At 65.8% G+C, this 26,543-nt stretch carries 23 protein-coding genes and 1 riboswitch; of the genes, 10 read left to right on the top strand and 13 right to left on the bottom strand.

Annotation, left to right across the window (positions count from 1 at the left end; all coding sequences use genetic code 11):
• Positions 1-270: 270 nt before the first annotated feature.
• Positions 271-2,550 carry an EAL domain-containing protein gene (locus ACLBKS_RS00245; protein WP_410190792.1) on the top strand — a complete coding sequence of 760 codons (2,280 nt, stop codon included), beginning with the start codon at positions 271-273 and terminating at the stop codon, positions 2,548-2,550.
• A gap of 24 nt (positions 2,551-2,574) precedes the next feature.
• Here the strand turns inward: ACLBKS_RS00245 and ACLBKS_RS00240 are convergent, their stop codons facing one another.
• Positions 2,575-3,267, bottom strand: a complete 693-nt coding sequence (locus tag ACLBKS_RS00240; protein ID WP_410190791.1) for an HAD family hydrolase — start codon at positions 3,265-3,267, stop codon at positions 2,575-2,577.
• Positions 3,268-3,433: 166 nt separating this feature from the next.
• Here ACLBKS_RS00240 and ACLBKS_RS00235 point away from each other — a divergent pair, with 166 nt between their 5' ends.
• Positions 3,434-4,765, top strand: coding sequence for an aspartate aminotransferase family protein (locus tag ACLBKS_RS00235; protein ID WP_410190790.1), 1,332 nt, complete (start codon positions 3,434-3,436; stop codon positions 4,763-4,765).
• Between the two features lie 70 nt (positions 4,766-4,835).
• On the opposite strand, the gene ACLBKS_RS00230 is transcribed toward ACLBKS_RS00235, so the two are convergent.
• The 3 genes from ACLBKS_RS00230 to ACLBKS_RS00220 all read right to left on the bottom strand — a co-directional run bounded on the left by ACLBKS_RS00230 (position 4,836) and on the right by ACLBKS_RS00220 (position 7,234).
• The gene (locus ACLBKS_RS00230) at positions 4,836-5,321 is read right to left on the bottom strand and encodes a hypothetical protein (RefSeq protein ID WP_410190789.1); all 486 of its coding nucleotides are present in this window, start codon (positions 5,319-5,321) and stop codon (positions 4,836-4,838) included.
• A 195-nt stretch (positions 5,322-5,516) separates the two neighbouring features.
• Positions 5,517-7,031 (bottom strand): PLP-dependent aminotransferase family protein, encoded by a 1,515-nt coding sequence (locus ACLBKS_RS00225; protein WP_410190788.1) that lies wholly within the window; start codon positions 7,029-7,031, stop codon positions 5,517-5,519.
• Positions 7,028-7,234 (bottom strand): hypothetical protein, encoded by a 207-nt coding sequence (locus ACLBKS_RS00220; protein ID WP_410190787.1) that lies wholly within the window; start codon positions 7,232-7,234, stop codon positions 7,028-7,030. Before ACLBKS_RS00220 ends, ACLBKS_RS00225 begins: the two co-directional genes overlap by 4 nt.
• On the opposite strand from ACLBKS_RS00220, the gene ACLBKS_RS00215 reads away from it, so the two are divergent.
• The 6 genes from ACLBKS_RS00215 (at position 7,209) to ACLBKS_RS00190 (ending at position 12,019) form a co-directional block, all read left to right on the top strand.
• Positions 7,209-8,111, top strand: a complete 903-nt coding sequence (locus tag ACLBKS_RS00215; RefSeq protein ID WP_410190786.1) for a transporter substrate-binding domain-containing protein — start codon at positions 7,209-7,211, stop codon at positions 8,109-8,111. The two genes, ACLBKS_RS00220 and ACLBKS_RS00215, sit on opposite strands and share 26 nt — an antisense overlap.
• Before the next feature lie 78 nt (positions 8,112-8,189).
• Entirely contained in the window at positions 8,190-8,831 is a 642-nt protein-coding gene (locus ACLBKS_RS00210) for an amino acid ABC transporter permease (RefSeq protein ID WP_410190785.1), read from the top strand.
• Between the two features lie 14 nt (positions 8,832-8,845).
• On the top strand, positions 8,846-9,523 hold the full coding sequence (locus tag ACLBKS_RS00205) for an amino acid ABC transporter permease (RefSeq protein ID WP_410190784.1): 678 nt from the start codon (positions 8,846-8,848) through the stop codon (positions 9,521-9,523).
• Between the two features lie 4 nt (positions 9,524-9,527).
• On the top strand, positions 9,528-10,307 hold the full coding sequence (locus ACLBKS_RS00200) for an amino acid ABC transporter ATP-binding protein (RefSeq protein ID WP_410190783.1): 780 nt from the start codon (positions 9,528-9,530) through the stop codon (positions 10,305-10,307).
• A 61-nt stretch (positions 10,308-10,368) separates the two neighbouring features.
• Positions 10,369-11,118, top strand: a complete 750-nt coding sequence (locus ACLBKS_RS00195; protein WP_410190782.1) for a sulfite exporter TauE/SafE family protein — start codon at positions 10,369-10,371, stop codon at positions 11,116-11,118.
• Positions 11,119-11,251: 133 nt separating this feature from the next.
• Positions 11,252-12,019 (top strand): SDR family NAD(P)-dependent oxidoreductase, encoded by a 768-nt coding sequence (locus tag ACLBKS_RS00190; RefSeq protein WP_410190781.1) that lies wholly within the window; start codon positions 11,252-11,254, stop codon positions 12,017-12,019.
• A 130-nt stretch (positions 12,020-12,149) separates the two neighbouring features.
• Here ACLBKS_RS00190 and ACLBKS_RS00185 read toward each other — a convergent pair whose 3' ends face one another.
• The 7 genes from ACLBKS_RS00185 to ACLBKS_RS00155 form a co-directional block, all read right to left on the bottom strand.
• A complete protein-coding gene (locus ACLBKS_RS00185; protein WP_410190780.1) occupies positions 12,150-13,331 on the bottom strand; it encodes an acetyl-CoA C-acyltransferase in 1,182 nt (393 codons plus the stop codon).
• 144 nt (positions 13,332-13,475) lie between these two features.
• Positions 13,476-14,045, bottom strand: coding sequence for a hypothetical protein (locus tag ACLBKS_RS00180; RefSeq protein ID WP_410190779.1), 570 nt, complete (start codon positions 14,043-14,045; stop codon positions 13,476-13,478).
• Positions 14,046-14,083: 38 nt separating this feature from the next.
• Positions 14,084-15,019 carry a hydroxymethylglutaryl-CoA lyase gene (locus ACLBKS_RS00175; RefSeq protein ID WP_410190778.1) on the bottom strand — a complete coding sequence of 312 codons (936 nt, stop codon included), beginning with the start codon at positions 15,017-15,019 and terminating at the stop codon, positions 14,084-14,086.
• Positions 15,020-15,078: 59 nt separating this feature from the next.
• A complete protein-coding gene (locus ACLBKS_RS00170) occupies positions 15,079-17,214 on the bottom strand; it encodes an acetyl/propionyl/methylcrotonyl-CoA carboxylase subunit alpha (protein ID WP_410190777.1) in 2,136 nt (711 codons plus the stop codon).
• A gap of 130 nt (positions 17,215-17,344) precedes the next feature.
• Positions 17,345-18,133, bottom strand: a complete 789-nt coding sequence (locus ACLBKS_RS00165; RefSeq protein ID WP_410190776.1) for an enoyl-CoA hydratase/isomerase family protein — start codon at positions 18,131-18,133, stop codon at positions 17,345-17,347.
• A gap of 43 nt (positions 18,134-18,176) precedes the next feature.
• On the bottom strand, positions 18,177-19,805 hold the full coding sequence (locus ACLBKS_RS00160) for a carboxyl transferase domain-containing protein (protein ID WP_410190775.1): 1,629 nt from the start codon (positions 19,803-19,805) through the stop codon (positions 18,177-18,179).
• Positions 19,806-19,857: 52 nt separating this feature from the next.
• Complete coding sequence (locus ACLBKS_RS00155) at positions 19,858-21,039, bottom strand: isovaleryl-CoA dehydrogenase (protein ID WP_410190774.1); 1,182 nt, start codon at positions 21,037-21,039, stop codon at positions 19,858-19,860.
• Between the two features lie 297 nt (positions 21,040-21,336).
• Between ACLBKS_RS00155 and ACLBKS_RS00150 the strand changes: the two genes are divergently transcribed.
• Entirely contained in the window at positions 21,337-22,383 is a 1,047-nt protein-coding gene (locus ACLBKS_RS00150; protein ID WP_410191424.1) for an AraC family transcriptional regulator, read from the top strand.
• Here ACLBKS_RS00150 and thiC read toward each other — a convergent pair.
• Positions 22,356-24,233, bottom strand: coding sequence for a phosphomethylpyrimidine synthase ThiC (gene thiC, locus ACLBKS_RS00145; protein WP_410190773.1), 1,878 nt, complete (start codon positions 24,231-24,233; stop codon positions 22,356-22,358). The genes ACLBKS_RS00150 and thiC overlap by 28 nt on opposite strands.
• A 173-nt stretch (positions 24,234-24,406) precedes the next feature.
• Positions 24,407-24,509: riboswitch (TPP riboswitch) on the bottom strand.
• 90 nt (positions 24,510-24,599) lie between these two features.
• Positions 24,600-25,259, bottom strand: coding sequence for a carbonate dehydratase (can, locus tag ACLBKS_RS00140; RefSeq protein WP_410190772.1), 660 nt, complete (start codon positions 25,257-25,259; stop codon positions 24,600-24,602).
• Positions 25,260-25,381: 122 nt separating this feature from the next.
• Here can and ACLBKS_RS00135 point away from each other — a divergent pair, with 122 nt between their 5' ends.
• Positions 25,382-26,461 carry an MBL fold metallo-hydrolase gene (locus ACLBKS_RS00135; protein WP_410190771.1) on the top strand — a complete coding sequence of 360 codons (1,080 nt, stop codon included), beginning with the start codon at positions 25,382-25,384 and terminating at the stop codon, positions 26,459-26,461.
• Positions 26,462-26,543: the final 82 nt, after the last annotated feature.

The raw sequence follows: 26,543 nt of genomic DNA, 5'->3' as shown, positions 1-26,543 counted from the left end.
GGAATCATGATTGGACCGGCCCGCCGCGCAGAATTCAACACAGTCGGTGCCACAGGTGTAACAGACCGGCAGGTCCTCCGACGACCCGATGGGAGAATGCGCGGCTGGCTTCTTTCAAAAATCGTAACAAAAACCGGAGACACGCCAGGCACGCCGCATGGGGCCGCAAGTAGCGCCTTGCGCCCACGTGCCTTGCAAACCAAGGGCTTGCGCTCGGGTTCACCCCGAGCCGCCGAAGCCCCAAACGTTCCGGCACGGGACTTGCTGCTCATGCGTTCTCGCCTTTCCAAAAACATGCCCGTCGCTCTGCCCCTTCCACCCGACCCAGCCGTTCCTCCCACGGCGCCGTCCTCGGTCCCGGCCGGCTCCTCGGCAGGCACACCGTCCAGCCGCTCCCGACGCACCACGCTCTTGAGCGTGCGTGAGCTGGACCGGGCACGGGTGCTGGACACCCTGATCAACAACCTGGACGGCATGGCCTACCGGTGTCTGAACGACGCGCACTGGACCATGGTCTTCGTCAGCCAGGGCTGCTTGGCTTTGACCGGCTACACCCCGCAAGAGCTGGTCCACAACGCGGTGGTGAGTTGGGAACAGATCACCCATCCGCTGGACCGCGAGCGCGTGCGCACCTCGGTCGCCACCAACCCGCCGAACAATCTGCGCTTTGCGGTGGACTACCGCATCGTCAGCAAGGACGGCACCGTGAAGTGGGTGCACGAACGCGGCGTGGCCGTCGCCGACGAGCAGGGCGCGCTGGTGATTGAAGGCTTCATTGAGGACGTCACCGCGCAACGTGCGCTGGCCGAGGCGCAACAGGCGGCCGAGCAGCGCTACCGCCACATCTTCGAACATGCCTCGGAAGGCATCTTCCAATCCTCACCCGAGGGCCATTACCTCGCGGTCAATCCGGCGCTGGCACGTCTGTACGGATACGAGGACGCGCAGGCGCTGATCACGGGGCTGCAAAACATCAGCCGCCAGCTCTACGTCAAGGAAGGGCAGCGTGAGCGGTTCCGACAAATGATGGCCGAGCAAGGCGAGGTGCTCAACTTCGAATCGGAGGTCTACCGCGCTGACGGCTCACGCATCTGGATCTCGGAGAACGCGCACACCGTCTGCGACGCCGAGGGCAACTTGCTCTACTACGAAGGCACGGTGCAAGACATCTCCGAGCGCCGCCGCTACCAGCAGGAGCTGGAACACCAAGCCAACCACGACACCCTGACGGGGCTGCCCAACCGCATGCTGCTGAGTGACCGCGTGGAGCAAGGCATCGCCCGCGCGGAGCGCCTGGGCTACCACCTGGTGGTGGTCTTCATCGACCTCGACCACTTCAAGTTCATCAACGACAGCCTGGGTCACGACGCAGGCGACGAACTGCTCAAGGAGGTCGCTCTGCGTCTGCGCCGCTGCGTGCGTGCCTCGGACACCGTGGCGCGTCTGGGCGGGGACGAATTCGTGCTGCTGCTCGCGGACCACTTTCGCAGCAGCACCGTGATCGACCAACTGCAACGCGTGCTCAGCGAAATATCGCACCCAGTGCAACTGTCGGGCCGGGAGTTCCAGGTCGGCGCCAGCCTGGGCGTGGCCATGTACCCCGGCGATGGCGAGGACGCGCTCAGCCTGTTCAAGCACGCCGACGCGGCCATGTACGCTGCCAAAGGCAACGGGCGCAACAACTTCCAGTTCTTCACGCGCGAGCTGAACCACGTCGCGACGGAGCGGCTGCACCTGGAGGCCGCGCTGCGCCAGGCCATCGACCACGATGGTTTTGAGGTGCATTACCAACCCAAGACCGACGCGAACCGACGCATCATCGGCATGGAAGCGCTGGCGCGTTGGCGACCGCCCGAGTACGGCCCCATCAGCCCGGAGCGATTCATCCCGATCGCGGAAGACAGCGGCCTGATCCTGCCGTTGACCATGACCATCCTTCAGCGCGCTTTCGTCGCCACGCGGCGCTGGAACGAGGGGCGGGATCTCAAGCTCAATCCCTTGCGCATCGCGGTCAACCTCTCGCCGCGTCTGTTCCTGAGCGACGACATCGTCGGTCACGTCAATCGGCTGCTGCGCGACGCGAACCTGTCCCCCGAGTTGGTCGAACTGGAAATCACCGAAACCGTCTTCATGAGCCGCAGCGAGCGCGTGCTCGAAACACTGATCCAGTTCAAGCAATTGGGCCTGCAGCTGGCCATGGACGATTTCGGCACCGGCTATTCAGCGCTGAGCTATCTGCGGCGCTTCCCGCTGGACATCATCAAGATCGACCGGTCACTGGTGACCGGCATCGAGCGCGAGCAGGAAGTGGCCATGATCGCGCGCGCGGTGCTGTCGCTGGGCCAAAGCCTGCACAAGACCGTGGTGGCCGAAGGCGTGGAGAACCAAGCCCAGTTCGACTTCCTGCGCAGCCAAGGTTGTGACGAATTCCAGGGTTATCTGTTGTCGCGCCCCTTGGACGAAGCGGGCATGACCGAGCTGCTGAAAGCGCATGGCGGCTACATCCCCGCGCCCTTGAACGTTGACGCCGCAGCCGTCGCGACTCGCTGAGGCACAGAGCGCCGCGCGGGCTCTTCAGCGGGCCAGCAGCGTGGGCAATTCGCGCATATCGCCAAACAACTGGGCCGCGCCTGCGCGCAGCAGAGCGTCTCGCTGCGCGGCATGGCGCCCTGAATTCGCGCCCTGCGGCAAGTAAGCGAACACGCGCGCGCCCGCCGCGACGCCGGCCTGCACGCCCGCTTCTGTGTCCTCCACCACCGCGCAGACCTCGGCCGCCACACCCAGCGCCGCGGCAGCGGCCAAGTACACGTCGGGGTGCGGCTTGGAACGCGGCGTTTCATGGCCACTGAAGATGCGGCCTTCGAAGTAGTCGTACAAGCCGACCTTGCGCAACTGCAGCTCCACCTTGGCCCGGTCCGCGCCCGAGGCGCAGGCCAGGCGCCCGCCACAAGCGCGGTGGACCCGCGCGACGGTGTCGTGGATGTGGGCAATGGCGGTGAGCCGCGCTTCCAGCGCCGCGTTGCGCCGCACATAGAAAGACTGCAGCCATTCCTCGGTGAAAGGCAGACCCGTGCGCGCCTCGATCTCGGCGCGTTGATCGCGCACCGCGCGGCCAATGAAGCGCGCCTCGCATTCCTCCTGGGTCATGGCCCAACCCCGCTCCTCCAGCATGTCGCGCAGCACGCCGTTGGTGATGGGCTCGCTGTCCACCAGCACGCCATCGCAGTCAAACAACACCGCTTCGTAATTCACCGTCTCGATTTCCATGCGGCCGATCATAGCCAGCGGGGTCTGGCCCCAGCGAGTCACGACGGGAATCTGGCCAGCACAGCGCGTGCAACTGGCTCTACGACACGCGATGTGCTCGCGTCATAGTCGGCCCATCCCTGACACCCGGTCACGGCCCGAACCTTTCCTCCACCGGAGCCCCCGCATGAACGCAGCCGCCCCCTTCAGCAACGCCGCCGTCCGCCAGCTTGAAACCGAGCTGGTGCTGTCGTCCTGGTCGGTGCAAAGCCAGTTGAACCCCCTGGTCATCGCGGGTGGCTCGGGCTGCATGCTCTGGGACTACGAAGGCAACCAGTACCTGGACTTCAGCTCGCAACTGATCAACACCAACATCGGCCACCAGCATCCCAAGGTCGTGAAGGCCATCCAGGATCAAGCCGCGCAACTATGCACGCTGGCACCGTCCAACGCCACGTCCGTGCGGGGCGAGGCGGCCCAGCGCATCCTGGCGCACGCGCCCAAGTCGGGATCTCGCAGCTTCAAGAAGATCTTCTTCACCAACGCCGGGGCCGACGCGAACGAGAACGCGATGCGCATGGCACGCCTGTACACAGGCCGCGACAAGATCCTCTCGGCCTACCGCTCCTACCATGGCAACACGGGCTCGGCCATCGTCGCCACGGGCGAAGCGCGGCGCGTCCCCAACGAGTACGCGCGGGGCCATGTGCACTTCTTCAACCCCTACCTCTACCGCAGCGAGTTCAACGCCACGACCGAGGCGGAAGAATGCGAACGTGCCCTGCGCCACCTGCGCCGGGTGATCGAGGCCGAGGGCCCCACCAGCATCGCCGCCATCCTGCTCGAATCGATTCCCGGCACGGCGGGCGTGCTGGTGCCTCCGCAGGGCTACTTGAAAGGCGTGCGCGCCCTGGCCGATGAATTCGGCATCCAGCTCATCCTCGACGAAGTGATGGTGGGCTTCGGCCGCACGGGCGCTTGGCTCGCGCTGGAGCACTTCGATGTTCAGCCCGATCTGGTGGTCTTCGCCAAGGGCGTGAACTCGGGTTACGTGCCGGTGGGCGGCGTGATGATCTCGGACCAGATCAGCGAGTTCTTCCAGAACCGCTACTTCCCTGGTGGCCTGACCTACTCCGGCCACCCGCTGGCCATGGCCTCCATCATCGCCACGCTGGACGCCATGGCCGAGGAAGGCATGGTCGACAACGCGCGTCGCATCGGCGAAGAGCACCTCGGCCCCGGCGTCAAGGCCCTGGCCGCGCGCCACCCCATCGTCGGCGAGACACGCGGCAAAGGCCTCTTCTGGGCCCTGGAGTTCGTGAGCGACCCCATCAAGCGCACGCCCTTGGCCCCTGCGCGCCTGGCCGAACTCAAGGCCGCCGCGCTGCGCCGGGGCCTGCTGGTCTTCGCGGTGGAAAACCGCTTCCACCTCGCGCCGCCTTGCATCGTGAATGCCGGACAGGTGCAGCAGGCGCTGGAGTTGTTGGATGAGGTGCTGAACGAGCACGGGGCGATCTGATACCAGCAGCCGAAAACGTGTAAAACACTCGCTCAATTTCAGCAGTTTCCCGGCAACTGCCCTGGTGAACTCAAAAGGTCTGACGGTAGAGCAGCTTCCATCCATCGCCTGCTGGAGCGAATGCGACAAAACTTTCCTTTTCGCTGGGAGAGACGCGCAGTAGGTAGCTCACCGAAAAAACAGCTGCAAAGGCCAGGTTGTACCCGATCATGTTTTCTTTGAATATCTCCCCCTTGGACTTCTTCTCGGGATCTATGGTCATGTTGTAGATCGCCATTGATTCCATTGCTGCAAGTGTCAAATAAGAATCTCTCGTCGAGCCTGTCATTCCGAGCGGGGACAACAGAGCGCTGACACCGCCAAAAACATGAGGATTGAGAGAAGCAAAATATGCATGCACACCAATCAAAACCTCCCCCATGACGACAAATCGAGTGGTGTCTAAGCCACTCATTTCCTTTTTTGACGTCTCCTCCGAATGGGCTGATAAACCAATCAGCATGGATAGCAAAATCGTCATTGAAAAAACAATTTTTATATTTCTTAGCAGGTACATACTTTCTCCATGATTGAGTGCCGCGCGTCTGGGTATGGTTGAATGGAATGACGCAAGTCTAGCCACCTGCCACCGAACTGGAGATCCGCGACGCCTAGCTTCAGTTCTTCAGCAAACTGAGCGGCATCTCGATTTCTTCCAGACGGACCGCTGCCTATCCTCTTGGCCTCCGGTCGACACAGCGTCACACTGCACTCACACCCGCGCCATCACATCCGCCAGCACTTCGATGCCCGGCGCGATGCGCTCGGCGGCGATGGCGGAGAAACCCAGGCGGAAATGCCGGTCCGGTGGGTTCGTGTCAAAGAAGTGCGGTGCGCCCGGCTCGATCAGCACGCTGCGGCGCGAGGCCGCCCAGGCCAGTTTCTGCGCGCTCACGGCCTCGGGCGCCTGGAGCCAGAAGGCCGAGGCGCCTGAGCCCCCTGCGTAAGTGCAGCCACCCAGGTGCTGCTCGATGGCGTGGCGCAACGCGTCATGCTTGCGCGCGTGGGCCGCGCGGTAGCGGCGCAGGTGGGCGTCGTAGTCACCCTCGGCGAGGAAGCGGGCCAGCAGGCGTTGCGCGTGCAGGGGCGCGTGCCGCAGCATGAGCCGCCGCAAGGCACGCAACTCGCGCACCAGTTCCTCATCGGCCACCAGGTAGCCCAGGCGCAAGCCCGGGCCCAGACTCTTGGAAAAGCTGCTGAGGTAGATCACCCGGCCATGCCGGTCCGCCGCCTTGAGCGCGGGTGGCGGGTGGCTGGACAGATCCAGGTCGGCGTCGTAGTCGTCCTCGATCAGCACTTGGTCATGCGCATGCACCTGCTGCCAAAGCTCGGCGCGCCGCTCGGCACTGAGGGTCACGCCGGTAGGCACTTGGTGGCTGGGTGTGACGTAGACGTAATCGCAGTCCGCCAGTCGCTCGTCGATGCGCAGCCCACGCTCATCCACGTCGTGCAAGGAGATGTCCGCGTTCTGCATGGCGAACACATGCCAGGCGTCACGAAACCCTGGGTTTTCCAAGCCCACGCGCACACCCGGCCCCATGAGCAAACGCGCCAAGAGGTAGAGCGCGTTTTGCGAACCTTGAGTGACAAGAATTTCCCCCGGCGCGGCCTGGATGCCGCGCTTGGGCAGCACGCGGGTGCGCAGCTGCGTGATGAGTTCGGGGTCATCCTGATCGACCGCGTCGCTGATCCAGAAATCGCGGTGCCGGCGAAGCTGGAGCGTTTCGCGCGCGGCCCGGCGCCAGGCGGCCGCCGGAAACAGATGAGGGTCGGCCTGGCCGTAGGCGAAGGGGTATTGATAGTCCCGCCAGTTGCTGGGTCGCAGGATGCCCTGGCGCGGCCCGGCCGACTGGCGGATGCGCTCGGCCCAGCTTGGGGCGCGCGCCACGCCCAAGGCTGGGTCACGGTCGTCGTCCTCGTCGCCGCCGGGATCGGACACCAGCGATGGACTGGTCGCCCGTTCCCGATAGTCGGGATGCAGGTAATAACCACTGCGCGGACGGCTTTGCAGGAAACCTTTTTCCAACAAACTCTCGTACACCAGCGCCACCGTGTTGCGCGCCACCGAAAGCTGGCGCGACAAGTCACGGCAGGACGGCAAAGGCTCGTCCGGTGGGAAAGCACCGTGCAAGATGGCATCCACCAGGGCTTCACGCAACTGTTCCTGCAAGCCCCGTGTGCGCTCGAATTCCAAGTGGAAGTAATGGTCGATCACGGCGATGTTCAAGCAAGGGACGTACCTGAAAAATGCGGGAAGCCATCGTCAAAGCCGCAATGGTGCGGCTCGCGCGGCAACTGGCCAAGGGAACCAACACAACTGACACCATCAACGCGCGCGCCGACCGCCACGCGGCCCGAACCTTGCATGAGCCCGATCGTCCAGCAACCACCGACCGGAGCAACCATGGCCCGCTTGAACGTTTCTTCCATCCCCGCCTCTTTCCATGCCACCGCGCGTTCCATCGCACGCACGCTGGCCGTGGTCGTGGCCCTTTCCGCGACCGCCTTGACCGCGCATGCGGACTTGGCCGAGATCCAGAAAAAGGGCGTCTTCAAGGTCGCCACCGAGGACGATTACCAGCCCTTCAACTTTATCCAGGACGGCAAGCCCGTGGGCTTCCACGCCGACATGCTGGCGGACCTGCAGAAGTTCATGGCCAAGAAGAGCATCAAGGTTCAGCAGGAAATCCTGCCCTGGACCGGCTTGCTCGCCTCCGTCGCGGCGGGCCAGTACGACATGGCCTACACCGGCGCGCTGGTGACGGAAGAGCGTTTGAAGGTCTTCAACTTCGCGCCGCCCTTCGCTTCGGCCCAGCACTTCTACATCAAGCGCGCGGGCGACAAGAGCCTGGGTGACATCCCCACGCTGTCGGGCAAGACCGTGGGCGTGCAGGCTGGCAGCGCCCTGCTGGCGCGCCTGCCCGAGCTGGAAGCCATGCTCAAAAAGGTCGGCGGCAAACTCGGCAAGGTGGTGGAGTACCCCTCTTACCCCGAAGCGATGGCCGACCTGGCCAATGGCCGACTGGACTATGTGATCGACGCAGTCGTGCCCGCCAACACCATCGTGGCGGCCAAGCCCAAGGTCTTCGCCAAGGGCGTGGCCGTTTCCGGCGGCGGTTTCGCGGCCTGGCCCATCCCCAAGAACAACCCCGAGCTGCTCAAGCTGATGACCGAGTTCATGACCGAGTTGCGCAAGAGCGGCCGCCTGGCGGAACTGCAGAAGAAGTGGTTCGGTGAAGCCTTCCCGGCCCTGCCGACCGAACCCATCACCAACTTCGACCAGTTCAAGAAACTCGCGGGCATGTGATTCAACGTCGCTCGCACCACGCCCGTCGAAGCAGCTCCTTCGACAGGTGCGGTACGCGCGGCGACCCGGAGCTAAAACATGGACGAACAAGCCTGGCGCATGCTCTTCGCCGGGGCCTGGGTCACGGCCTGGACCTCGGGCCTGGCCATCGCCATGGGCGTGGTGATCGGCCTGGGCCTGGCGCTGTTGCGCATGGCCCGCGTGCCGCTGCTGGACCCGCTGCTTGCGGCCTGGATCAGTTTCGCGCGCGCCACGCCCTTGGTGACGCTGGTGCTCTTCATCTTCCTGGCCTCGCCCAAGATGGGCTGGTCAATGAGCCGCGAAGTGGCCGCCGTGCTGGCGCTGACCATCAACACCTCAGCCTTCAACGCGGAGGTCTGGCGCTCGGCCTTCCGGGGCTTCTCGCGTGAACAACTGGAAGCCGCGCTGGCCTGTGGCATGACGCGTCTGCAAGCCTTTCGCCGCATCATGCTGCCGCAGATGGCCGTGACCAGCATGCCGGGGCTGATCAATGAGATGACCTTTCTGGTCAAGGGCAGCCCCGCCATCGCGGTGATCGGCATGGTGGACCTGACACGCGTGACCAACCGCATCGCCGCGGTCACCTACGACCCCCTGCCGCCCATCCTCGCGGCGGCCGTGCTGTACATGGCCTTGATCGCGTTGATGGTGAAGCTGCAAGGCATGGCGCAGCGCAACGCCCACCGGCTCGCGATGTAAGGAACGCCCGAACCATGTCCGACACGCCCAACAACTGGACCTCGCTCTGGGAGCACCGCGACCTGCTGCTGGGCGGCCTGGGAACCACGGTGCTGCTCTTCGTGCTGGCCGCGACGGCGAGCTTCGTGCTGGGCTGCCTGCTGGCCTGGCTGCTGGAAGGCAAGGACAACGCACCGCGCCGCACCTTGCGCCTGGCCATCAACGCGCTGCGCATGCTGCCCTTCCTGATCTTCATCTACCTGCTGTACTACGGCCTGCCCAGCCTGGGCATCCGGCTGGAAGCCTGGGATGCGGGTCTGATCGGCCTGTCGGTCTACTACGCGGCCTACTACGCCGAGCTGCTGCGCGGCGCGCGCCTGGTGTTGCCCACCGGCTCATTGGACGCGGCTTATGCGCATGGTTATCGGCGCGGCAAGGCTTTCCTGCGCATCGTGCTGCCTCAGTTGGTGATGCGCACGCGCGGCGAGAGCGGCAACCTGCTCATCATGTGCCTGAAGGACACCTCCTTCCTGGGCATCATCACCGTGATGGAACTGACAGCCGCGGCCAATGCCATGTCTTCGCGTTACTTCATCCCCATGGAGGCCTTCGTGCTGGTGCTCGGGCTGTACTGGGCGTTGGGTATCACGGTGGACGCGCTGATGCGCCACTTCGGACGCTACGGGCGACAACGAGGACTTGAATATGAGTGAGAACATGCCCGCCCCACAACCAGGCGCCACGCCTGCGGTGTCGATCCGTCACCTGTCCAAGAGCTTCAACGGCGTCGAGGTGCTGCGCGACATCGACCTCAGCGTGGCCAAGGGCGAGGTGGTCAGCATCCTGGGCTCCTCGGGTTCGGGCAAATCGACCCTGCTGCGCTGCGTGAACTGGCTGGAGCAACCCGACCGCGGCGAAATCCGCATCGGCGGCGCGCGCATGGGCGTGGACGACCAGACCGGCAAGCCACTGCCGGCCCGCGCGCTGGCGGCGATGCGCGCGCGCACGGGCATGGTGTTCCAGAGCTTCAACCTCTGGCCGCACTTCACCGTGCTGCAGAACGTGATGGAAGTGCCCGTGCATGTGCAGGGCAAACCCAAAGCCCAGGTGCGCGAGCAGGCCTTGGCGCTGCTGGCCAAGGTGGGCATGGCCGACAAGGCCGGACAGTACCCGCACACCCTCTCGGGCGGGCAAAAACAGCGCGTGGCCATTGCCCGTGTGCTGGCCATCGAGCCCGAGGTGCTGCTGTTCGACGAGCCCACCTCGGCCCTGGACCCGGAACGCGTGGGCGAGGTGCTGGCCGTGATGCGCGACTTGGCGGGCGGCGGCTACACCATGATGGTCGTCACGCACGAGATGGATTTCGCCCGCGCCGTGTCCGACCAGGTAGTGTTCCTGGAACAAGGCAAAATCATCGAGCGCTGCGCCCCCGAGAAGTTCTTCACGAACCCGGAGACCGAACGGGTGCGCAAGTTTCTCGAACTGGACATCCAATAAGCACGTGTTTCGATCCGTCTTGAATGCTGCGGCCCCTGCGTGCCGTGGCCGGGCCTGAGCCATGGAAGGCTCGGTCTGGACCCTGGCCTTCGTGGGCCTGGCCATCTTCGCCGCGGGTGTGATGCGCGGTTTCAGCGGCTTCGGCGCCGCGCTCTTCGCCACGCCAGCCCTGTCCCTGGTGTTCCCGCCCGCGGCCATCGCCCCGGTGATGATGGGACTGCAGGTTTTCTCAGGCCTGCAGACCTTGCGCGCCGATTGGCCGCACATCCTCTGGCGCCGGGTCGGGCCATTGCTGGCCTGCAGCGTGCTGGTCGCGCCCTTCGGGGCCTGGCTGCTGATCGGCGTGCCGGCCGACGCCGGGCGTTTGGCCATCGGCGTGATCGTGCTGGCCACGGCGCTGTTGCTGCTCTCGGGCTGGCGCGCGGCGCGTGCGCCCGGCCCAGTCGCCACGGCCCTGGCGGGCGGCAGCTCGGGCTTGCTCAATGGCTTCTCGGCCATGGGCGGCCCGCCCCTGGTGGCTTACTTTCTGAGCGGCCACTTCGCGGCTTCGGCGGCACGCGCCAGCATGACCTTTGTCTTCCTGGGCCAGAACATCGTGTCGCTCGCCACCATCTTCGCGCTCGACGGCGTGCCCGCGCGCTTCCTGCCCCACCTGGCCCTGGCCCTGCCGGCCCAGGTGGCGGGCATTCTGCTGGGGCAGCGCCTGTTCGAGCGCTACGGCCAGGCCCATTACCGGCGCGTGTGCATCCTCGTGCTCGGCGCCGTGGCGCTGCTGCTGATCGGGCGTGCGGCCTGGCAGTTGCTCGCCTGATCACGTCAGGCCCCACAGACTCGACACGGATCAAAGAGCCCAGCCAATACGCGACTCTCGCAACACCCCCACACGCGACGCACAATCGCCCTCTGTTTTTCTCTCCCTATCCCCACGCATCCAGGAATCTGCCATGAACAACCCCGTCGTCTTCATCACCGGTGCCACCTCAGGCTTTGGCCGCGCCACGGCACGACGTTTCGCGCAAGCCGGTTGGTCGCTCGTGCTCTCGGGCCGACGCACCGACCGCCTGGAAGAGTTGAAGAAGGAACTGGCAGGACAGGCCGCGGTGCACATCGCCACGCTGGACGTGCGCGACGCCGACGCCGTGGCGGCCATGGTGGCGGCCCTGCCCGCTGCCTTTCGCCCAGTGCGCTGCCTGGTCAACAACGCGGGCTTGGCGCTGGCGCCGATTCCCGCGCAGAAGGTCGTGCTGAAGGATTGGCACACCATGATCGACACCAACGTCACCGGCCTGGTGAACGTGACCCACGCGGTGCTGCCCTCGCTGCTGGAAACCGGCGCGGGCGCGAGCATCGTCAACCTGGGCTCGGTGGCGGGCAGTTGGCCCTACCCGGGTGGCCATGTCTACGGCGCGACCAAGGCCTTCGTGCAGCAGTTCAGCTACAACCTGCGCTGCGACCTGCAGGGCACGGGCGTGCGCGTGACCGACATCGCGCCGGGCATGGCCGAAACGGAATTCACCCTGGTGCGCACCGGCGGCGACCAAGCGGCGAGCGACAAGCTCTACCGGGGCACCACGCCCCTGACGGCCGAGGACATCGCCGAGCAGATCTTCTACGTCGCCACCCTGCCGGACCACATCAACATCAACCGACTGGAAGTGATGCCCACGCGCCAGGCCTGGTCGGCTTTTGCGATCGACCGCGACCCGGCCTGATCAGTCGCCAGCCCCGCAGCCTGCCGATGGCGGGCTCGCAGATGCTGTGTGCAGATCCGGTGGTCGTGGGGCTCAGCGCGGCGCAAAGGTCGGCCGCGCTCTCAAAACTCTCGACGAACTTTGAGCGAACTCACACCCGCTCAATCGCCATCGCCACGCCCTCGCCGCCCCCGATGCACAGGGTGGCCAGGCCGCGCTTCTTGCCGCGCGCCTGCAGCGCGTGCAGCAAGGTCACCAGCACCCGCGCACCCGAAGCACCGATCGGATGCCCCAAAGCGCAGGCACCGCCGTTGACGTTGAGGATCTCGTGCGGCACCTTCAGCTCGGCCATCAGCGCCATGGGCACGACGGCGAAGGCCTCGTTGACTTCCCACAGGTCCACATCCTTCACGCTCCAGCCCGCGCGAGTCAGCGCCTTCTGCGTGGCGCCGATGGGCGCGGTGGTGAACCATTCGGGCTCGTGCGAGTTGATCGCATGGCCCGCGACCCGGGCCAGCGGCGTACACCCCAGCTTCTTGGCGGTGGACTCACGCATCATCACCAAGGCGGCCGCGCCGTCGTTGATGGACGAGCTGGACGCGGCGGTGATGGTGCCGTCTTTCTTGAAGGCGGGCTTGAGCGTGGGGATCTTGTCCAGCTTGGCCTTGCCCGGGCCTTCGTCGATCTCGACCACGGTCTCGCCGGCGCGGGTCTTCACCGTGACCGGCGTGATTTCGGCCTTGAAGGCGCCGCTGGCCGTGGCCGCCTGTGCACGCTTGACGCTCTCGATGGCAAAGGCGTCCTGGGCCTCGCGCGTGAACTTGTACTTGGCCGCGCAGTCCTCGCCGAAGGTGCCCATGGCGCGGCCCGCCTCGTAGGCATCTTCCAGGCCGTCGAGCATCATGTGGTCATAGACCTTCTCATGCCCCATGCGGTAGCCACCGCGCCCCTTGAGCAGCAGGTAGGGCGCGTTGGTCATGCTCTCCATGCCGCCCGCGACGACCACGTCCGCGGTGCCCGCGGCCAGCATGTCGTGCGCGAACATCGCGGCGCGCAGGCCCGATCCGCACATCTTGGACAAGGTGACCGAGCCCGTGGTCTTGGGCAGCCCGCCCTTGAAACCCGCCTGCCGCGCCGGCGCCTGGCCCTGGCCCGCCATCAGGCAGTTGCCAATGATCGCTTCGTTGACCAACTCGGGCGCGATGCCGGCGCGCGCCACCGCTGCCTTGATGGCCGCGCCCCCCAGGTCGTGCGCCGCGAGGGACGCGAAGTCGCCCATGAAAGCGCCCATGGGCGTGCGGGCGCTGCTGACGATGACGATGGGATCGGACATGGTGTACTCCTTGGATGTGGGCCGCGTGAATGACACAGCGTGGAAGACCGGAATGCCTGCGGCTGAGTCCGGCGATTGTGCCGCGAAAGGGCGTAGCAGGCACCTCTGTTTCTAGTTGTCCGCAGGACTACGTAAGGACGCCCCCTAGGCCGGCAGGCGCCCAGTTTTCCTTGGGCAATATGGTTGGGTATCGGAATAACGCCAGCGGTAAGCAAGCCCTAAACCACCACGATAGAAACATCGCGAATGATGCTCCCCAACCTTGACTCTACGGTAGGTCTCTCGAGCAACAGACATGGACAGAGGCCCCTCAAGACTGGCCGGCTGCATATCCAGGATATAGCTCACAGTGTTACCTTTTCCGCGAATCTCGTGTTTAGCGATCACCCTTCCACCCACATCAATCGACTCCTGAGTTCCGAAGGCGGCATTGATCAACAGCACATACGGCCACGACATAAAAGCAATAACCACCGCCATGACAAAAGCGACAAATAAAAACAGATTGGCTGAGGACCGCTCCCGCTCTGGGAACTTTTCATAGAAGATCATCGTGGCGAGGATGCATAGAACGAAAACCCCAAAGGTCGCACCGATCCTCATCAGAGAAAGCCAATCGTCGCTGGGCGTTTCAATTACAGAAAAAATAGCTCCCGCCAAGAACAGGTAAATGAAAAAAAACGCGGAACTAATAGAGGAAGGAAAGCGCGCCATTGAGTCATTCTGCTTGCGAAAAAAGTGATCCTTGAACGTCAGGCCGGTGATTTTCGTGTGCGTAGCGCCTTGGACACGCGCGACACCGGTTCGCGCCCCAGCACGGCACTGATATAGACGCCCGCGTCGATCAACGCGTCGAGATCGATGCCGGTTTCAATGCCCATGCCGTTCAGCAGGTACACCACGTCTTCCGTCGCGACATTGCCGGTCGCGCCCTTGGCGTAGGGGCAGCCGCCGAGACCCGCCACGGAAGACTGGAAGTTCCAGACCCCCATCTCCAGCGCCGCGTAGGTGTTGGACAGTGCCTGACCGTAGGTGTCGTGGAAGTGACCTGAGATGTCGTCGATGCCGTAGTGCACCAAGGTGGCTTCGATCGCGCGCCGCACCTTGAGCGGCGTGCCCACCCCGAGGGTGTCGGCCACGTCCACGCGCTGCACGCCGATGCCTTTCATCAACCTGGCCAAAGCGCCCACGCGCTCGGGCGCGACTTCACCTTCATACGGACAACCCACCGTGCACGACATGGCGCCGCGCACCGCCAAGCCTTGTTCCAGCGCCAGCGCGACGACGGGCGCGAAGCGTTCGATGCTTTCGGCGATGGAGCAGTTGATGTTCTTCTGGCTGAAGGCTTCGCTGGCCGAACCGAACACGACGACTTCGTCCGGCCATGCCTCGCGCGGCGCGGCCAGCGCAGCCTCCAGGCCCTTCATATTGGGCACGAGCACCGCATAACGCACATCCCTTGGTGCCCTGAGATGTCGTCGCAGACCGCGCATGACCTCGGCGTTGTCCGCCATCTGCGGCACCCACTTCGGGCTGACGAAGCTGGTGACCTCGATTTCCTTCAGGCCCGCCGCCTGCAGGCGCTGCACCAGCTCGACCTTGACCGAAGCCGGCACGGCCTGCTTTTCGTTTTGCAGACCGTCGCGGGGGCCCACGTCGACCAGTTGGACACGGGATGGAAGATTCATGGCGTCTCTCTGAACAGGGTCGACACAACGATCACGACATTGAAACCGCCCTGTCCCTGTCAGGGGCCAGGCACAGCGGCGCCCTCTGGGGACACGGAAGACACCAGCCGCAGCAGCTCCGCGCCCTCGGCCACTTGATCGCCCGGGGCGTAGAGCAGCACTTCCACCGTGCCGTCCGCTGGAGCGGTGATGGCATGTTCCATCTTCATGGCTTCCATCACGGCCAGCACCTGCCCTTTGCGCACCTGCTCCCCCAATCGGGCCGCGAAAGACAGCACCTTGCCGGGCATGGGTGCCACCAGCCGCCCCGCGACTTCGGAGGGCGCCTGCGCATCGCTCAGCGGATCAATCTGGGTGATGCCACCCGCCCCCTCGGCGGTGAAGACCTGCCATTGCGACTGGTGCCGATGGACGGCCACGCCTCGTCGGTCGCCCGCCCAGCTCAGGTCCAACATGCCCTCTGACAGCGGCTGGAATGAGAGCGTGCCCTCGGCCCTGTCCGCTCCCCAACGGACCGTCAGGTGCCGTTGCTCGGCGGGGCCGTAACGCAAGAGCGCGTGCACCGCTTGTTCATGGAACACGAAATCAAAGCGGCGCGTGGCCTGACCCCAGGCCCGCCAGCCGTCCCGTCGCGCGTAGGGTGACGAGGGGGTGATGGGGTGCGCGCCCACGGCCGGATCGGCCTCGTCCGCCAGCACACGCGCCACCACGGCCGCGACCCGCCAAGGCAGACTCAACGACTCAAGCCCGAACAGCCGAGCGCTCTCGCGCTCGATCAAGCGAGTGTCCAACCGGGCCTGGGCGAACGAGGGGGTGGCGAGCAGGTGGCGCAGGAATTGCACGTTGTTGGCCACGCCGACGATGCGCACCCGCGCCAGCGCCGCGTCCAGCCGGGCCAGCGCCTCCTCGCGCGTGGCGCCGTGCACGATCAGCTTGGCGATCATGGGGTCGTACCAGGGCGTGATCTCGTCGCCTTCTTCCACGCCGTCGTCCACGCGCACGAAATCCGTGCCCGCGTCGGCCCGCATGAAGCCAGCGGCGGGCGGCTTGCGGTAGACGGCGAGGCGCCCGGTGGCGGGCAGAAATCCGGTCTCCGGGTTTTCCGCGCACAGGCGCGCCTCGATGGCATGGCCGTTGATGCGCAATTGGTCCTGCGTCAAGGGCAGGGACTGGCCCGCCGCCACGCGCAGCTGCCACTCCACCAAGTCCAGACCGGTGATGGCTTCCGTCACCGGGTGTTCGACCTGCAATCGGGTGTTCATCTCCATGAAGTAGAACTTCATGGCTGCCGTTCGCGTTCCCGCAGTCGGTGACGCTGACCCAGGCGCATCGTCGTCGTTCGGCGGCTCCACGATGAACTCCACCGTGCCCGCGCCCACGTAACCGACGGCCTGCGCTGCGCTGAGCGCCGCGCGGCCCATCTGGCGTCGCAGCGTGTCCGACATTCCCGTTGCTGGGGCTTCTTCCAACACCTTTTGATGCCGACGCTGCACGGAGCAATCGCGCTCGAACAGGTAGACGCCTTGGCCCTGGGTGTCGGTGAAGACCTGGATTTCGATATGACGTGGTCGCCGCAGGTATTTTTCGATCAGCACCGCGTCATCGCCGAAACTGCGCGCGGCCTCGCGCCGGCAGGCCTCGAGCGCGGCGTCGAAATCCTGGGCACGCTCGACCACGCGCATGCCTTTGCCACCGCCGCCCGCGCTGGCTTTGATCAGCACCGGGTAGCCGATGGCCTCGGCCTCGCGCCGCAGCAGCTCCGGGCTCTGGTCCGCGCCGTGGTAACCGGGCACCAAGGGCACGCCGGCATGTTCCATCAGGCGCTTGGCTTCGGCCTTCAAGCCCATGGCTTGAATGGCCGACGGCGGCGGGCCGATGAAAACCAAGCCCGAGGCTGCGCAGGCACGCGCGAAGTCCTCGTTCTCGGACAGGAAACCGTAGCCGGGATGAACCGCTTGCGCTTGCGTGGCGCGCGCTGCCGCCAAGATGGCTTCGACACGCAGGTAGCTGTCTTTCGGTGCGTTGCCGCCGGGCATGGCGCTGATCGCCACCGCCTCGTCGCAGGCGCGCACATGCTTGGCATTCACGTCGGCATCCGAATACACAGCCACGGTGCGGATGCCCAGGCGCCGCGCGGTCGCGGCGACACGGCAGGCGATTTCGCCGCGGTTGGCGATGAGGATCTTCTTAAACATGCCATGCCCCCGCGGTGGAATCGCCCATGCACGCTGCGCGTGCCATGCGATTGAGCTTCGCTACTGCGCGGCTACGCCGCTGGTCACCTCTGTTGGCGATGAGTATTTTTTTGAACATCCCTAAACTCCCTCACCCCAGCCAGGACGGCTTGCGTTTTTCCAGGAAAGCCAGCACGCCTTCGCGGCCTTCGCTGCTGGCGCGGATGTCGGCGATGCCTTCGACCGTCCAGTCGATCAGGGCTTGATCGATGGGGCGCCCGGCCACTTCGGCGATCAGACGCTTGCACGCACGCACGGCCATGGGTCCGTTGGCGCACAAGACCTGAGCCAGTTCGTCCACCTTGGCGTCCAGGGCCTCGGTGGCCACCACCTCGTGGACCAGGCCGATGCGGTGCGCCTCGGTGGCGTCAAAACGTTCAGCGGTGAGGAAGTAACGCTGCGCCGCGCGCGCGCCCATGGCGCGCAGTACATAAGGACTGACGGTCGCGGGCACGAGGCCGATGCGGGTTTCGCTCAGGCAGTAGCCCGCGGTGTCAGCGCTCACAGCGATGTCACAGGCCGCCACCAGGCCCACGCCGCCCGCGTAGGCGTCGCCTTGCACGCGGGCGATGACGGGCTTGGGGCATTCGGCAATGGTGCGCAGCATGTCCGCCAAGCGGGCGGCGTCGGCCAGGTTGTCCTCGCGCGTGTAGCCCGCCATGCGCTGCATCCAGCGCAGGTTGGCGCCCGCGCAGAAGGCCGGGCCATGCGCGCCCAGCACCACGACGCGCACCTCGCGCGCCTCGCTGGCGAGGGTGAAGGCGCGCGTCAGCCCGGTGATGATCGCGTCGTCAAAGGCGTTGCGCGTCTCCGGTTGCTTGAGCCAGATGCGAGCGACGGGGCCTTGCAGGTCCACCTCCAGCGTCGTGAAGTCTTTCATGCGCCTTGCCTCCTGAAGTGCCTTCTGGGTCGCATGGGCCCGCTCACATGCGGAACACACCGAACTTCGGTTCGGGCACCGGCGCATGCCGCGCCGCCGCCAGGCCCAGGGCCAGCACGCGGCGCGTGTCGGCAGGGTCGATGATGCCGTCGTCCCAGAGCCGCGCCGTCGCGTAGTACGGGTGGCCCTGCTGTTCGTACTGCGCCTGGATGGGTGCCTTGAAGGCGGCCTCTTCTTCGGCACTCCACACCCCGCCCTTGGCTTCGATGCCATCGCGCTTGACGGTGGCCAGCACGCTGGCGGCCTGTTCACCGCCCATGACGCCGATGCGCGCGTTGGGCCACATCCAGAGGAAACGCGGCGAGAAAGCTCGCCCGCACATGCCGTAATTGCCCGCGCCAAAACTGCCGCCGATGATGACGGTGAACTTGGGCACGTTGACCGTGGCCACCGCCGTCACCATCTTGGCGCCGTGGCGGGCGATGCCCTCGTTCTCGTATTTACGGCCCACCATGAAACCGGTGATGTTCTGCAGGAAGACCAAGGGCACCTTGCGTTGGCCGCAGAGCTCGATGAAGTGCGCGCCTTTCTGCGCGCTTTCGCTGAACAGGATGCCGTTGTTCGCCACGATGCCCACCGGCATGCCCTCGATGTGGGCGAAGCCACAGACCAGGGTGGCGCCGAAACGGGCCTTGAACTCGTGGAACTCTGAGCCATCGACGATGCGGGCGATGACTTCGCGCACGTCGAAAGGTTTGCGACTCTGCTGGCCCGAGGCGTCCATGGGAATGATGCCGTGCAGCTCTTCGGCGGCATAGACAGGGGGCCTGGGCGCGAGGTCCGCACCGGTTGATGGGGCCTCGCGCGGGACGTTCAGGTTCGCCACCGCCCGCCGGGCCAAGACCAAGGCGTGCAGGTCGTCACGGGCCAGATGATCGGCCACGCCCGACAGCCGCGTGTGCACATCGCCGCCGCCCAGGTCTTCGGCACTCACCACCTCTCCCGTGGCGGCCTTCACCAGCGGCGGCCCCCCCAGGAAGATGGTGCCCTGACCCTGCACGATGATGGACTCGTCGCTCATGGCCGGCACATAGGCGCCGCCCGCGGTGCAGCTGCCCATGACCACGGCGATCTGCGCGATGCCTTTCGCGCTCATGTTCGCCTGGTTGTAGAAGATGCGCCCGAAGTGGTCGCGATCAGGGAACACCTCGTCCTGGTTCGGCAGGTTGGCCCCGCCCGAGTCAACCAGGTAGATGCAGGGCAGCCGGTTGGCTTGCGCGATCTCCTGCGCACGCAGGTGCTTCTTGACCGTCATGGGGTAATAGGTGCCGCCCTTCACCGTGGCGTCGTTGCAGACGATCATGCAGTCCACCCCGCTCACGCGGCCGATGCCCGCGATCAGGCCCGCGCCGGGTGCTTCGTCGCCGTACATCGCATGCGCGGCCAGCGGAGCGATTTCCAGGAAGGGCGAGCCGGGGTCCAGCAATTGCTGCACGCGCTCGCGCGGTAGCAGCTTGCCACGCGCGACATGTTTCGCGCGGGCGGTTTCACCGCCGCCCTGTTCCACGCGGGCGAACTGCGCGCGCAGGTCATCCACCAGAGCACGCATCGCCGCAGCGTTGGCCTGGAAGGCTTCCGAGCGCGGATTGAGTTGGGAAATCAGCTGGCTCATGGCGGCCCGTGGGTTCGAGGCGTGTGACGTGTGATCTTCGTCCGCGTGAGGCTCAGGCCGTCTCGGCGTACAGCTCGCGGCCAATCAGCATGCGGCGAATCTCCGACGTGCCCGCGCCGATCTCGTAGAGCTTGGCGTCACGCCACAGGCGCTCGACCGGGAAGTCACGGGTGTAGCCCACGCCACCGAGCGCCTGGATGGCCTCGCCCGCCATCCACGTCGCTTTCTCGGCGGCGTAGAGGATGGCTCCCGCCGCGTCCTTGCGCAGGGTGCGCGCATGCGCGGCCCCGTCGCAGGCGCGGCCCACGGCGTAGACGTAGGCGCGGCAGGCCTGCCAGGTGCTGTACATGTCGGCCAGCTTGCCCTGCATCAGCTGGAACTCGCCGATGCTCTGGCCGAACTGCTGGCGCTCGTGCACATAGGGCAGCACCGCGTCCATGCAGGCAGCCATGATGCCCAATGGCCCGCCGCTGAGGACGGCGCGTTCATAGTCCAGCCCGCTCATCAGCACCTTGGCGCCCTTGCCCACCCCGCCCAGCACATTGGCTTCGGGCACTTCGCAGCGGTCGAAAAAGAGCGGGTAGGTATTGCTGCCGCGCATGCCCAGCTTGTCCAGCTTGGCGCCGTGCGTGAAGCCCGGCCAGCCTTTCTCGACGATGAAAGCGGTCATGCCGCGGGCGCCGAGCTCGGGTTCGTTTTTCGCGTAAACGACCAGCACGTCGGCGTCCCCGCCATTGGTGATCCACATCTTGCCGCCGCTGAGCAGGTAGTAGCCGTTCTTGGGCTCGGCCTTGAGCTTCATGCTCACGACGTCACTGCCCGCGTTGGGTTCGCTCATGGCCAGCGCACCGACATGCTCGCCGCTGATCAGCTTGGGCAGGTACTTCCTCTTCTGCGCCTCGCTGCCGTTGCGGTGGATCTGGTTGACGCAGAGGTTGGAATGCGCGCCGTAGGACAAACCCACCGAGGCCGAGGCGCGCGAGACTTCCTCCATGGCGATGATGTGGGCCAAGTAGCCCAGGTCGACCCCGCCGTATTCCTCGGCCACCGTCATGCCGTGCAGCCCCATGCTGCCCAGCCGAGCCCAGAGCTCGCGCGGGAAATGGTTGTCCCGGTCGATGGCTGCGGCGCGCGGGGCGATCTGGTCGGCGCAGAAGTCGGCCACGGCCTGGCGCAGTTGGTTCAAGGTGTCGCCCAGGCCGAAATCCAGGCCGGGCAAGGGGCGTGCGGGCATGCGCTTGTCTCCTGGGCCTGACGGCCTTTGCTCTTTTTTGTCCGTTCCGACCCCAGGCCTGCGGCCTGGAAGCGAGTTTCTGGCTCCGCAGCTTAGGCGCTATGGCGGCGCATTTGGTGCCAGAATGGTTGCAAATCACGCCACAGTACCGAACCCAGGGTAAGCCCCAGCCGACCGACCGATCCGCATCCCGGCCATCCAGTCGGGTCCCCATACACGATGCCGCGCACCGCCTCCAGCGCCACCGCCACATCCCGATCCGCCAGGAGAGGCAAGGCCGGGCGAGCCGCCACGCCCATGGCCTTTGTGCGGGCCATCGTGCAGGCCTACGGTGACCAGGGCATGGACCCGTCGCACGCCCTGCAGGCGGCACAAATCACGCCATCGGAACTGGCACGCCCGGATGCCCGAGTCAACGCCGCGCAGTTCGAAGCGCTCAACGCGCACGCCATGCAGGAGCTGGACGACGAGGCCCTGGGCTGGTTCAGCCGCAAGCTGCCCTGGGGCAGCCACGGCCTGTTGTGCCGCGCGTCCATCACGGCGCCCGACCTGGGCGTGGCGCTCAAACGCTGGTGCCGCCACCACCGCCTGCTGGTGGACGACATCGTGCTGCGCCTGGAAGTGACGCAAGGTCTGGCCTCGGTGTGGATCGAGGAGCGCCGGCCCGGCGTCTTTCCCGCCCCGGCCCTGCGCGAGTTCTGCCTGGTGTCCACCCTGCGCTTTCTGCTCGGATTCGCGAGCTGGGCCATCGACTCGGGCCTGGCCCTGCGCTCGGTATGTTTCCCCTATGCCGCGCCCGCACATGCCGACGCTTATGCACTGATGTTCCCCGGCCCCGCGCGTTTCGACACGCCGCAGGCGCCGGTGCAACAGGCCGGCCTGTCCTTCGACGCCAGCTACCTGGCCCTGCCCCTGCGGCGCGACGAGGCCGCGCTGCGCGCCATGCTGCAACGCGCCCTGCCGTTGACGGTGCGTCCCTACCGGCGCGACCGCCTGCTCGGGCAGCAGGTGCGCGAGGCCTTGCGCGCGCCCGGCCCCGGCTGCACCGCACAGACGCTGGCGGCGCAGCTGCACATCTCTGCCCGCAGCCTGCACCGGCAGTTGCAGGCCGAAGGGCTGACACTGCAGGCGCTGAAGGACGAGGCGCGGCGCGGCCGGGCCGTGGAACTGCTGCGGCGCAGCCACCGCTCAATCAAGCAAATCGCCCAGGACGCGGGTTTTCGCAACGAGAAGAGCTTCGCCCGCGCCTTCCGCGCCTGGACAGGGCAAAGCCCTTCGGAATTCCGGCGGCAGGCGCGGGCGAGCCCGCAGGCGGATCAGTCCGCGCGAGCCACGGGGATGTAGATCTCGGCACCCTGGCGGCGGAACTCGGCCGACTTCTGCGCCATGCCCGCGTCAAATGCCTGAGACTCGCTCACGCCCTGCGTCTGGGCGAACTCACGCACCTCCTGCGTGATCTTCATGGAACAGAACTTCGGTCCGCACATGGAGCAGAAATGCGCCACCTTGGCCGCGTCCTTGGGCAAGGTCTCGTCATGGAATTTCTGCGCGGTGTCCGGGTCCAGCGAGAGGTTGAACTGGTCCATCCAGCGGAACTCAAAGCGCGCCTTGGACAGCGCGTCGTCTCGCGCCCGCGCCCCCGGGTGGCCCTTGGCCACGTCCGCCGCATGCGCTGCGATCTTGTAGGTGATGAGGCCGGTCTTCACGTCCTCGCGGTCGGGCAGACCCAGGTGTTCCTTGGGTGTGACGTAGCAGAGCATGGCCGTGCCGAACCAGCCGATCATGGCTGCGCCGATGCCGCTGGTGATGTGGTCGTAGCCGGGTGCGATGTCCGTCGTCAACGGCCCCAGCGTGTAGAACGGCGCTTCGCCACAGTGCTTCAGCTGCTCGGTCATATTGGCCTGGATCATGTGCATAGGCACGTGGCCAGGGCCTTCGATCATGGTCTGAACCTCGTGCTTCCAGGCAATCTGCGTCAGCTCGCCCAAGGTGCGCAACTCGGCGAACTGCGCTTCGTCGTTGGCGTCGGCGCCGCTGCCAGGGCGCAGGCCGTCACCGAGCGAGAAGCTCACGTCGTAGGCCTTCATGATCTCGCAGATCTCCTCGAAGCGCGTGTAGAGGAAGCTCTCCTGGTGGTGCGCGATGCACCACTTGGCCATGATGGAGCCACCGCGCGAGACGATGCCCGTCACGCGGTTGGCCGTGAGGTGGATGAAGGGCAGGCGCACGCCCGCATGGATGGTGAAGTAGTCCACACCTTGCTCGGCCTGCTCGATCAACGTGTCGCGGAAGATGTCCCAGGTCAGGTCCTCGGCCACGCCGCCCACCTTCTCCAGCGCCTGGTAGATGGGCACGGTGCCGATGGGCACGGGCGAGTTGCGCACAATCCAGTCGCGGGTGGTGTGGATGTATTGGCCTGTGGACAGGTCCATCACCGTGTCCGCGCCCCAGCGCGTGGCCCACACGAGCTTTTCCACCTCCTCCTCGATGGTCGATGTGACGGCCGAATTGCCGATGTTGGCGTTGACCTTGACCAGGAAGTTGCGCCCGATGGCCATGGGTTCCAGCTCGGGGTGGTTGATGTTGGCTGGGATGATGGCTCGCCCGCGCGCCACCTCGTCGCGCACGAACTCGGGCGTGACCACCTGCGGAATGCTGGCGCCGAAGCTGTGGCCCGCCAGGCGCTGTTCGCGCGTGGCGTCGGCCATGTAGGCACGGGTCCATTCGAGGCGCTGGTTCTCGCGCAAGGCGACGAACTCCATCTCGGGCGTCACGATGCCGCGGCGGGCGTAATGCATCTGTGTCACGTTGACGCCGAGCTTTGCTCGCCGGGGCGCGCGCTGCAAACCCGCGGCCTCGGCACGCAGCGCGGCCAGGGCGTCGGTCTCGCCGCGCTTGAGCCCATCGTCCAGCGCGTAGGGCGCGCGGCCGGTGTAGGTTTCGGTGTCACCCCGCTCGGCGATCCAGCGCTCGCGCAGCGCGGGCAGGCCCTTGCGCACGTCGATGGCGGCTTGCGGGTCCGTGTAGGGCCCCGAGGTGTCGTAGACCGTGACGCGCTCGCCATTGCTCAGCGCGATTTCGCGCAGGGGCACGCGCAAGTCGGGCCGCGAGCCCGTCAGCCAGGTCTTGCGCGAAGCCGGTAACGGCGTGCGCGTGAGGTTGAGGAATTGGTCGAGGCGATCCGGTGCGTTCATCAGTCAGTCTCCGTGCAAGTTGAGGAATTGCTCGGAGCGGACGATCTGCGCGATGGTTCATCGAACGCGAACCGTGGATGGAGGGGGAGTTCCCCAGGCCAGCAAGGCGGGACAGACAGGCAGCGGAGGCTACGAATGCTCGCTGGGAGAAACAACGCGAGCGTGCGAAAACACAGGCTGCTGGTCAGGCTCTTCTTACGCCGGTACAAACCGGATCAAGTTCGCGGGTTCGGATCACCGTCTCAGCAGGTCAGGCCTGCACCCCGGGCAGCGGGGACTGTACAGGAACTTGGTGCCGATGAGAAACGGCATGCTGAACACGCCTGCGCACGTGCCGCGCCCTGGCATCCAGGGTGAATTCCGTTCTCAGCCGCGCGGCATCACCGCCACCGCCGCCAGGGCCTGGCGGTAGGTGTCTTCCAGGGCCTCGGTGCTGTCCACGTTGATCTTGAGGTCCTGGAGCAGGCCGTCGTGCAAGCCAAAGACCCAGCCATGCAGGGTGACCTTCTGGCCGCGGGACCAGGCATCGAGCATGACGGTGGTCTGGGCCACGTTCACCACCTGTTCGATGGCGTTGAGTTCCACCAAGGCGTCATGGCGGAACTTCTCGGGCAGGCTGTCGAGCAGGGCGCGGTGGCGGTCACGCACGTCCATGATGTGGCGCAGCCAGTTGTCGGCCAGACCGATGCGCGCGCCTTCCAGCGCGGCCTGCACACCGCTGCAGCCGTAGTGCCCCACGACCATGATGTGCTCGACCTTGAGGCGCTCCACGGCGAACTGCACGGTGGACAGCACGTTGAGGTCGGACGGCACGACGATGTTGGCCACGTTGCGGTGCACGAAAACTTCACCGGGCTCCAAGCCCGTGATCTGGTTGGCGGGCACGCGGCTGTCGGAACAGCCGATCCACATGTACTTGGGCTGCTGCTGCGCGCGCAGGCCGCTGAAGAAACCAGGACGCTCGCGCTCCATTTGCGCGGCCCAGGCGCGGTTGTGGGCGAATAGATCGGCGGGGGTTTTGCTCATCCGCGCATTGTCCCTGATGTCCCTTGCACTGACGGCCGGGCCATCGCATCGCATCTCGACCACAGAGCGGGAAACGCACCTGCTGCATACAATGGCCCGCTCCTTGGACACTCAGGCTGCGCATGAACGAATTCGAACGCGAACTGCATTACCCGCTGGGAGACACCTTGCCCGTGGCTGGCGGCGCTCTGGAGGTCGCGCCGGGCGTGCGCTGGATACGGATGTCGCTTCCCTTCGCACTGGACCACATCAACCTCTGGCTGCTGCGCGACGAGATGGAAGGCCCCAACGGCCTGCTGCAAGGTTGGACGGTGGTGGACTGCTGCGTCAGCCGAGACGAGTCCAAGGCCCTGTGGGAGCAGATCTTCGCCAACGCGTTGGAAGGCTTGCCCATCCTGCGCGTGATCGTGACCCACATGCACCCCGACCACGTGGGCCTGGCGCACTGGTTGTGCGCGCGCTGGAGCACCCCCGAGCGGCCTTGTCGGCTGTGGATGAGCGCGACGGACTATTACCTGGCGCGCATTGGCTCCGCCGGCAGCAATGGTTTCGGTGGCGAGGGCGCGGCCGTGTTCTTCGCCGCCCACGGGTTGCGCGACCCGGAGTCCATGGACAAAGTGCGCGAACGCGCCTTGTATTACCCCAGCCTGGTGCCTGCCGTGCCCACGCAGTTCGTGCGCCTGATGGACGGTGACCTGGTGCGCATTGGGGCGCACGCATGGCGCTGCATCAGCGGACATGGGCATTCGCCCGAGCACATCGCGCTGTACAACGAGGCGCAGGGGCTGTTGATCGGCGGAGACATGATGCTGCCACGCATCTCCAGCAACATCAGCGTGTTCGAGTCGGAACCGGAATCCAACCCCTTGAAGCAGTTCCTGCAATCCATCGACAAGCTCCAGTGCCTGCCCACGGCCACGCTCACCCTGCCCTCGCACGGCAAGCCCTTCACCGGCCTGCACAAGCGCATCCGGCAATTGCATGACCACCACCGCGACCGCTTGGCCGAGGTCATGGCCGCCTGCGCCGAGCGCCCCCAGTGCGCGGCCGACATCCTGCCGGTGATGTTCAAGCGCAAACTGGATTTGCACCAGACCACCTTCGCCATGGGCGAAGCCATCGCTCACCTGCATGCGCTGTGGCACGAAGGTCAACTGCGCCGCACGCGGGATGCGGATGGGGTGTACCGGTTCCGAGCCTGAGGGCAAGGCGTGACAAACCCTGGCAGAAACAGAAGCGTGAGCGCTGGACGCGAGCGCGCCGTGATTGAAAGCGGCTCGGTTA

The organism is Hylemonella sp. W303a (assembly GCF_046452315.1).
Classification (GTDB): domain Bacteria; phylum Pseudomonadota; class Gammaproteobacteria; order Burkholderiales; family Burkholderiaceae_C; genus Hylemonella.
Note: the sequence above shows the minus strand (reverse complement) of the source record. Positions and strands in the feature narration are given on the sequence as shown.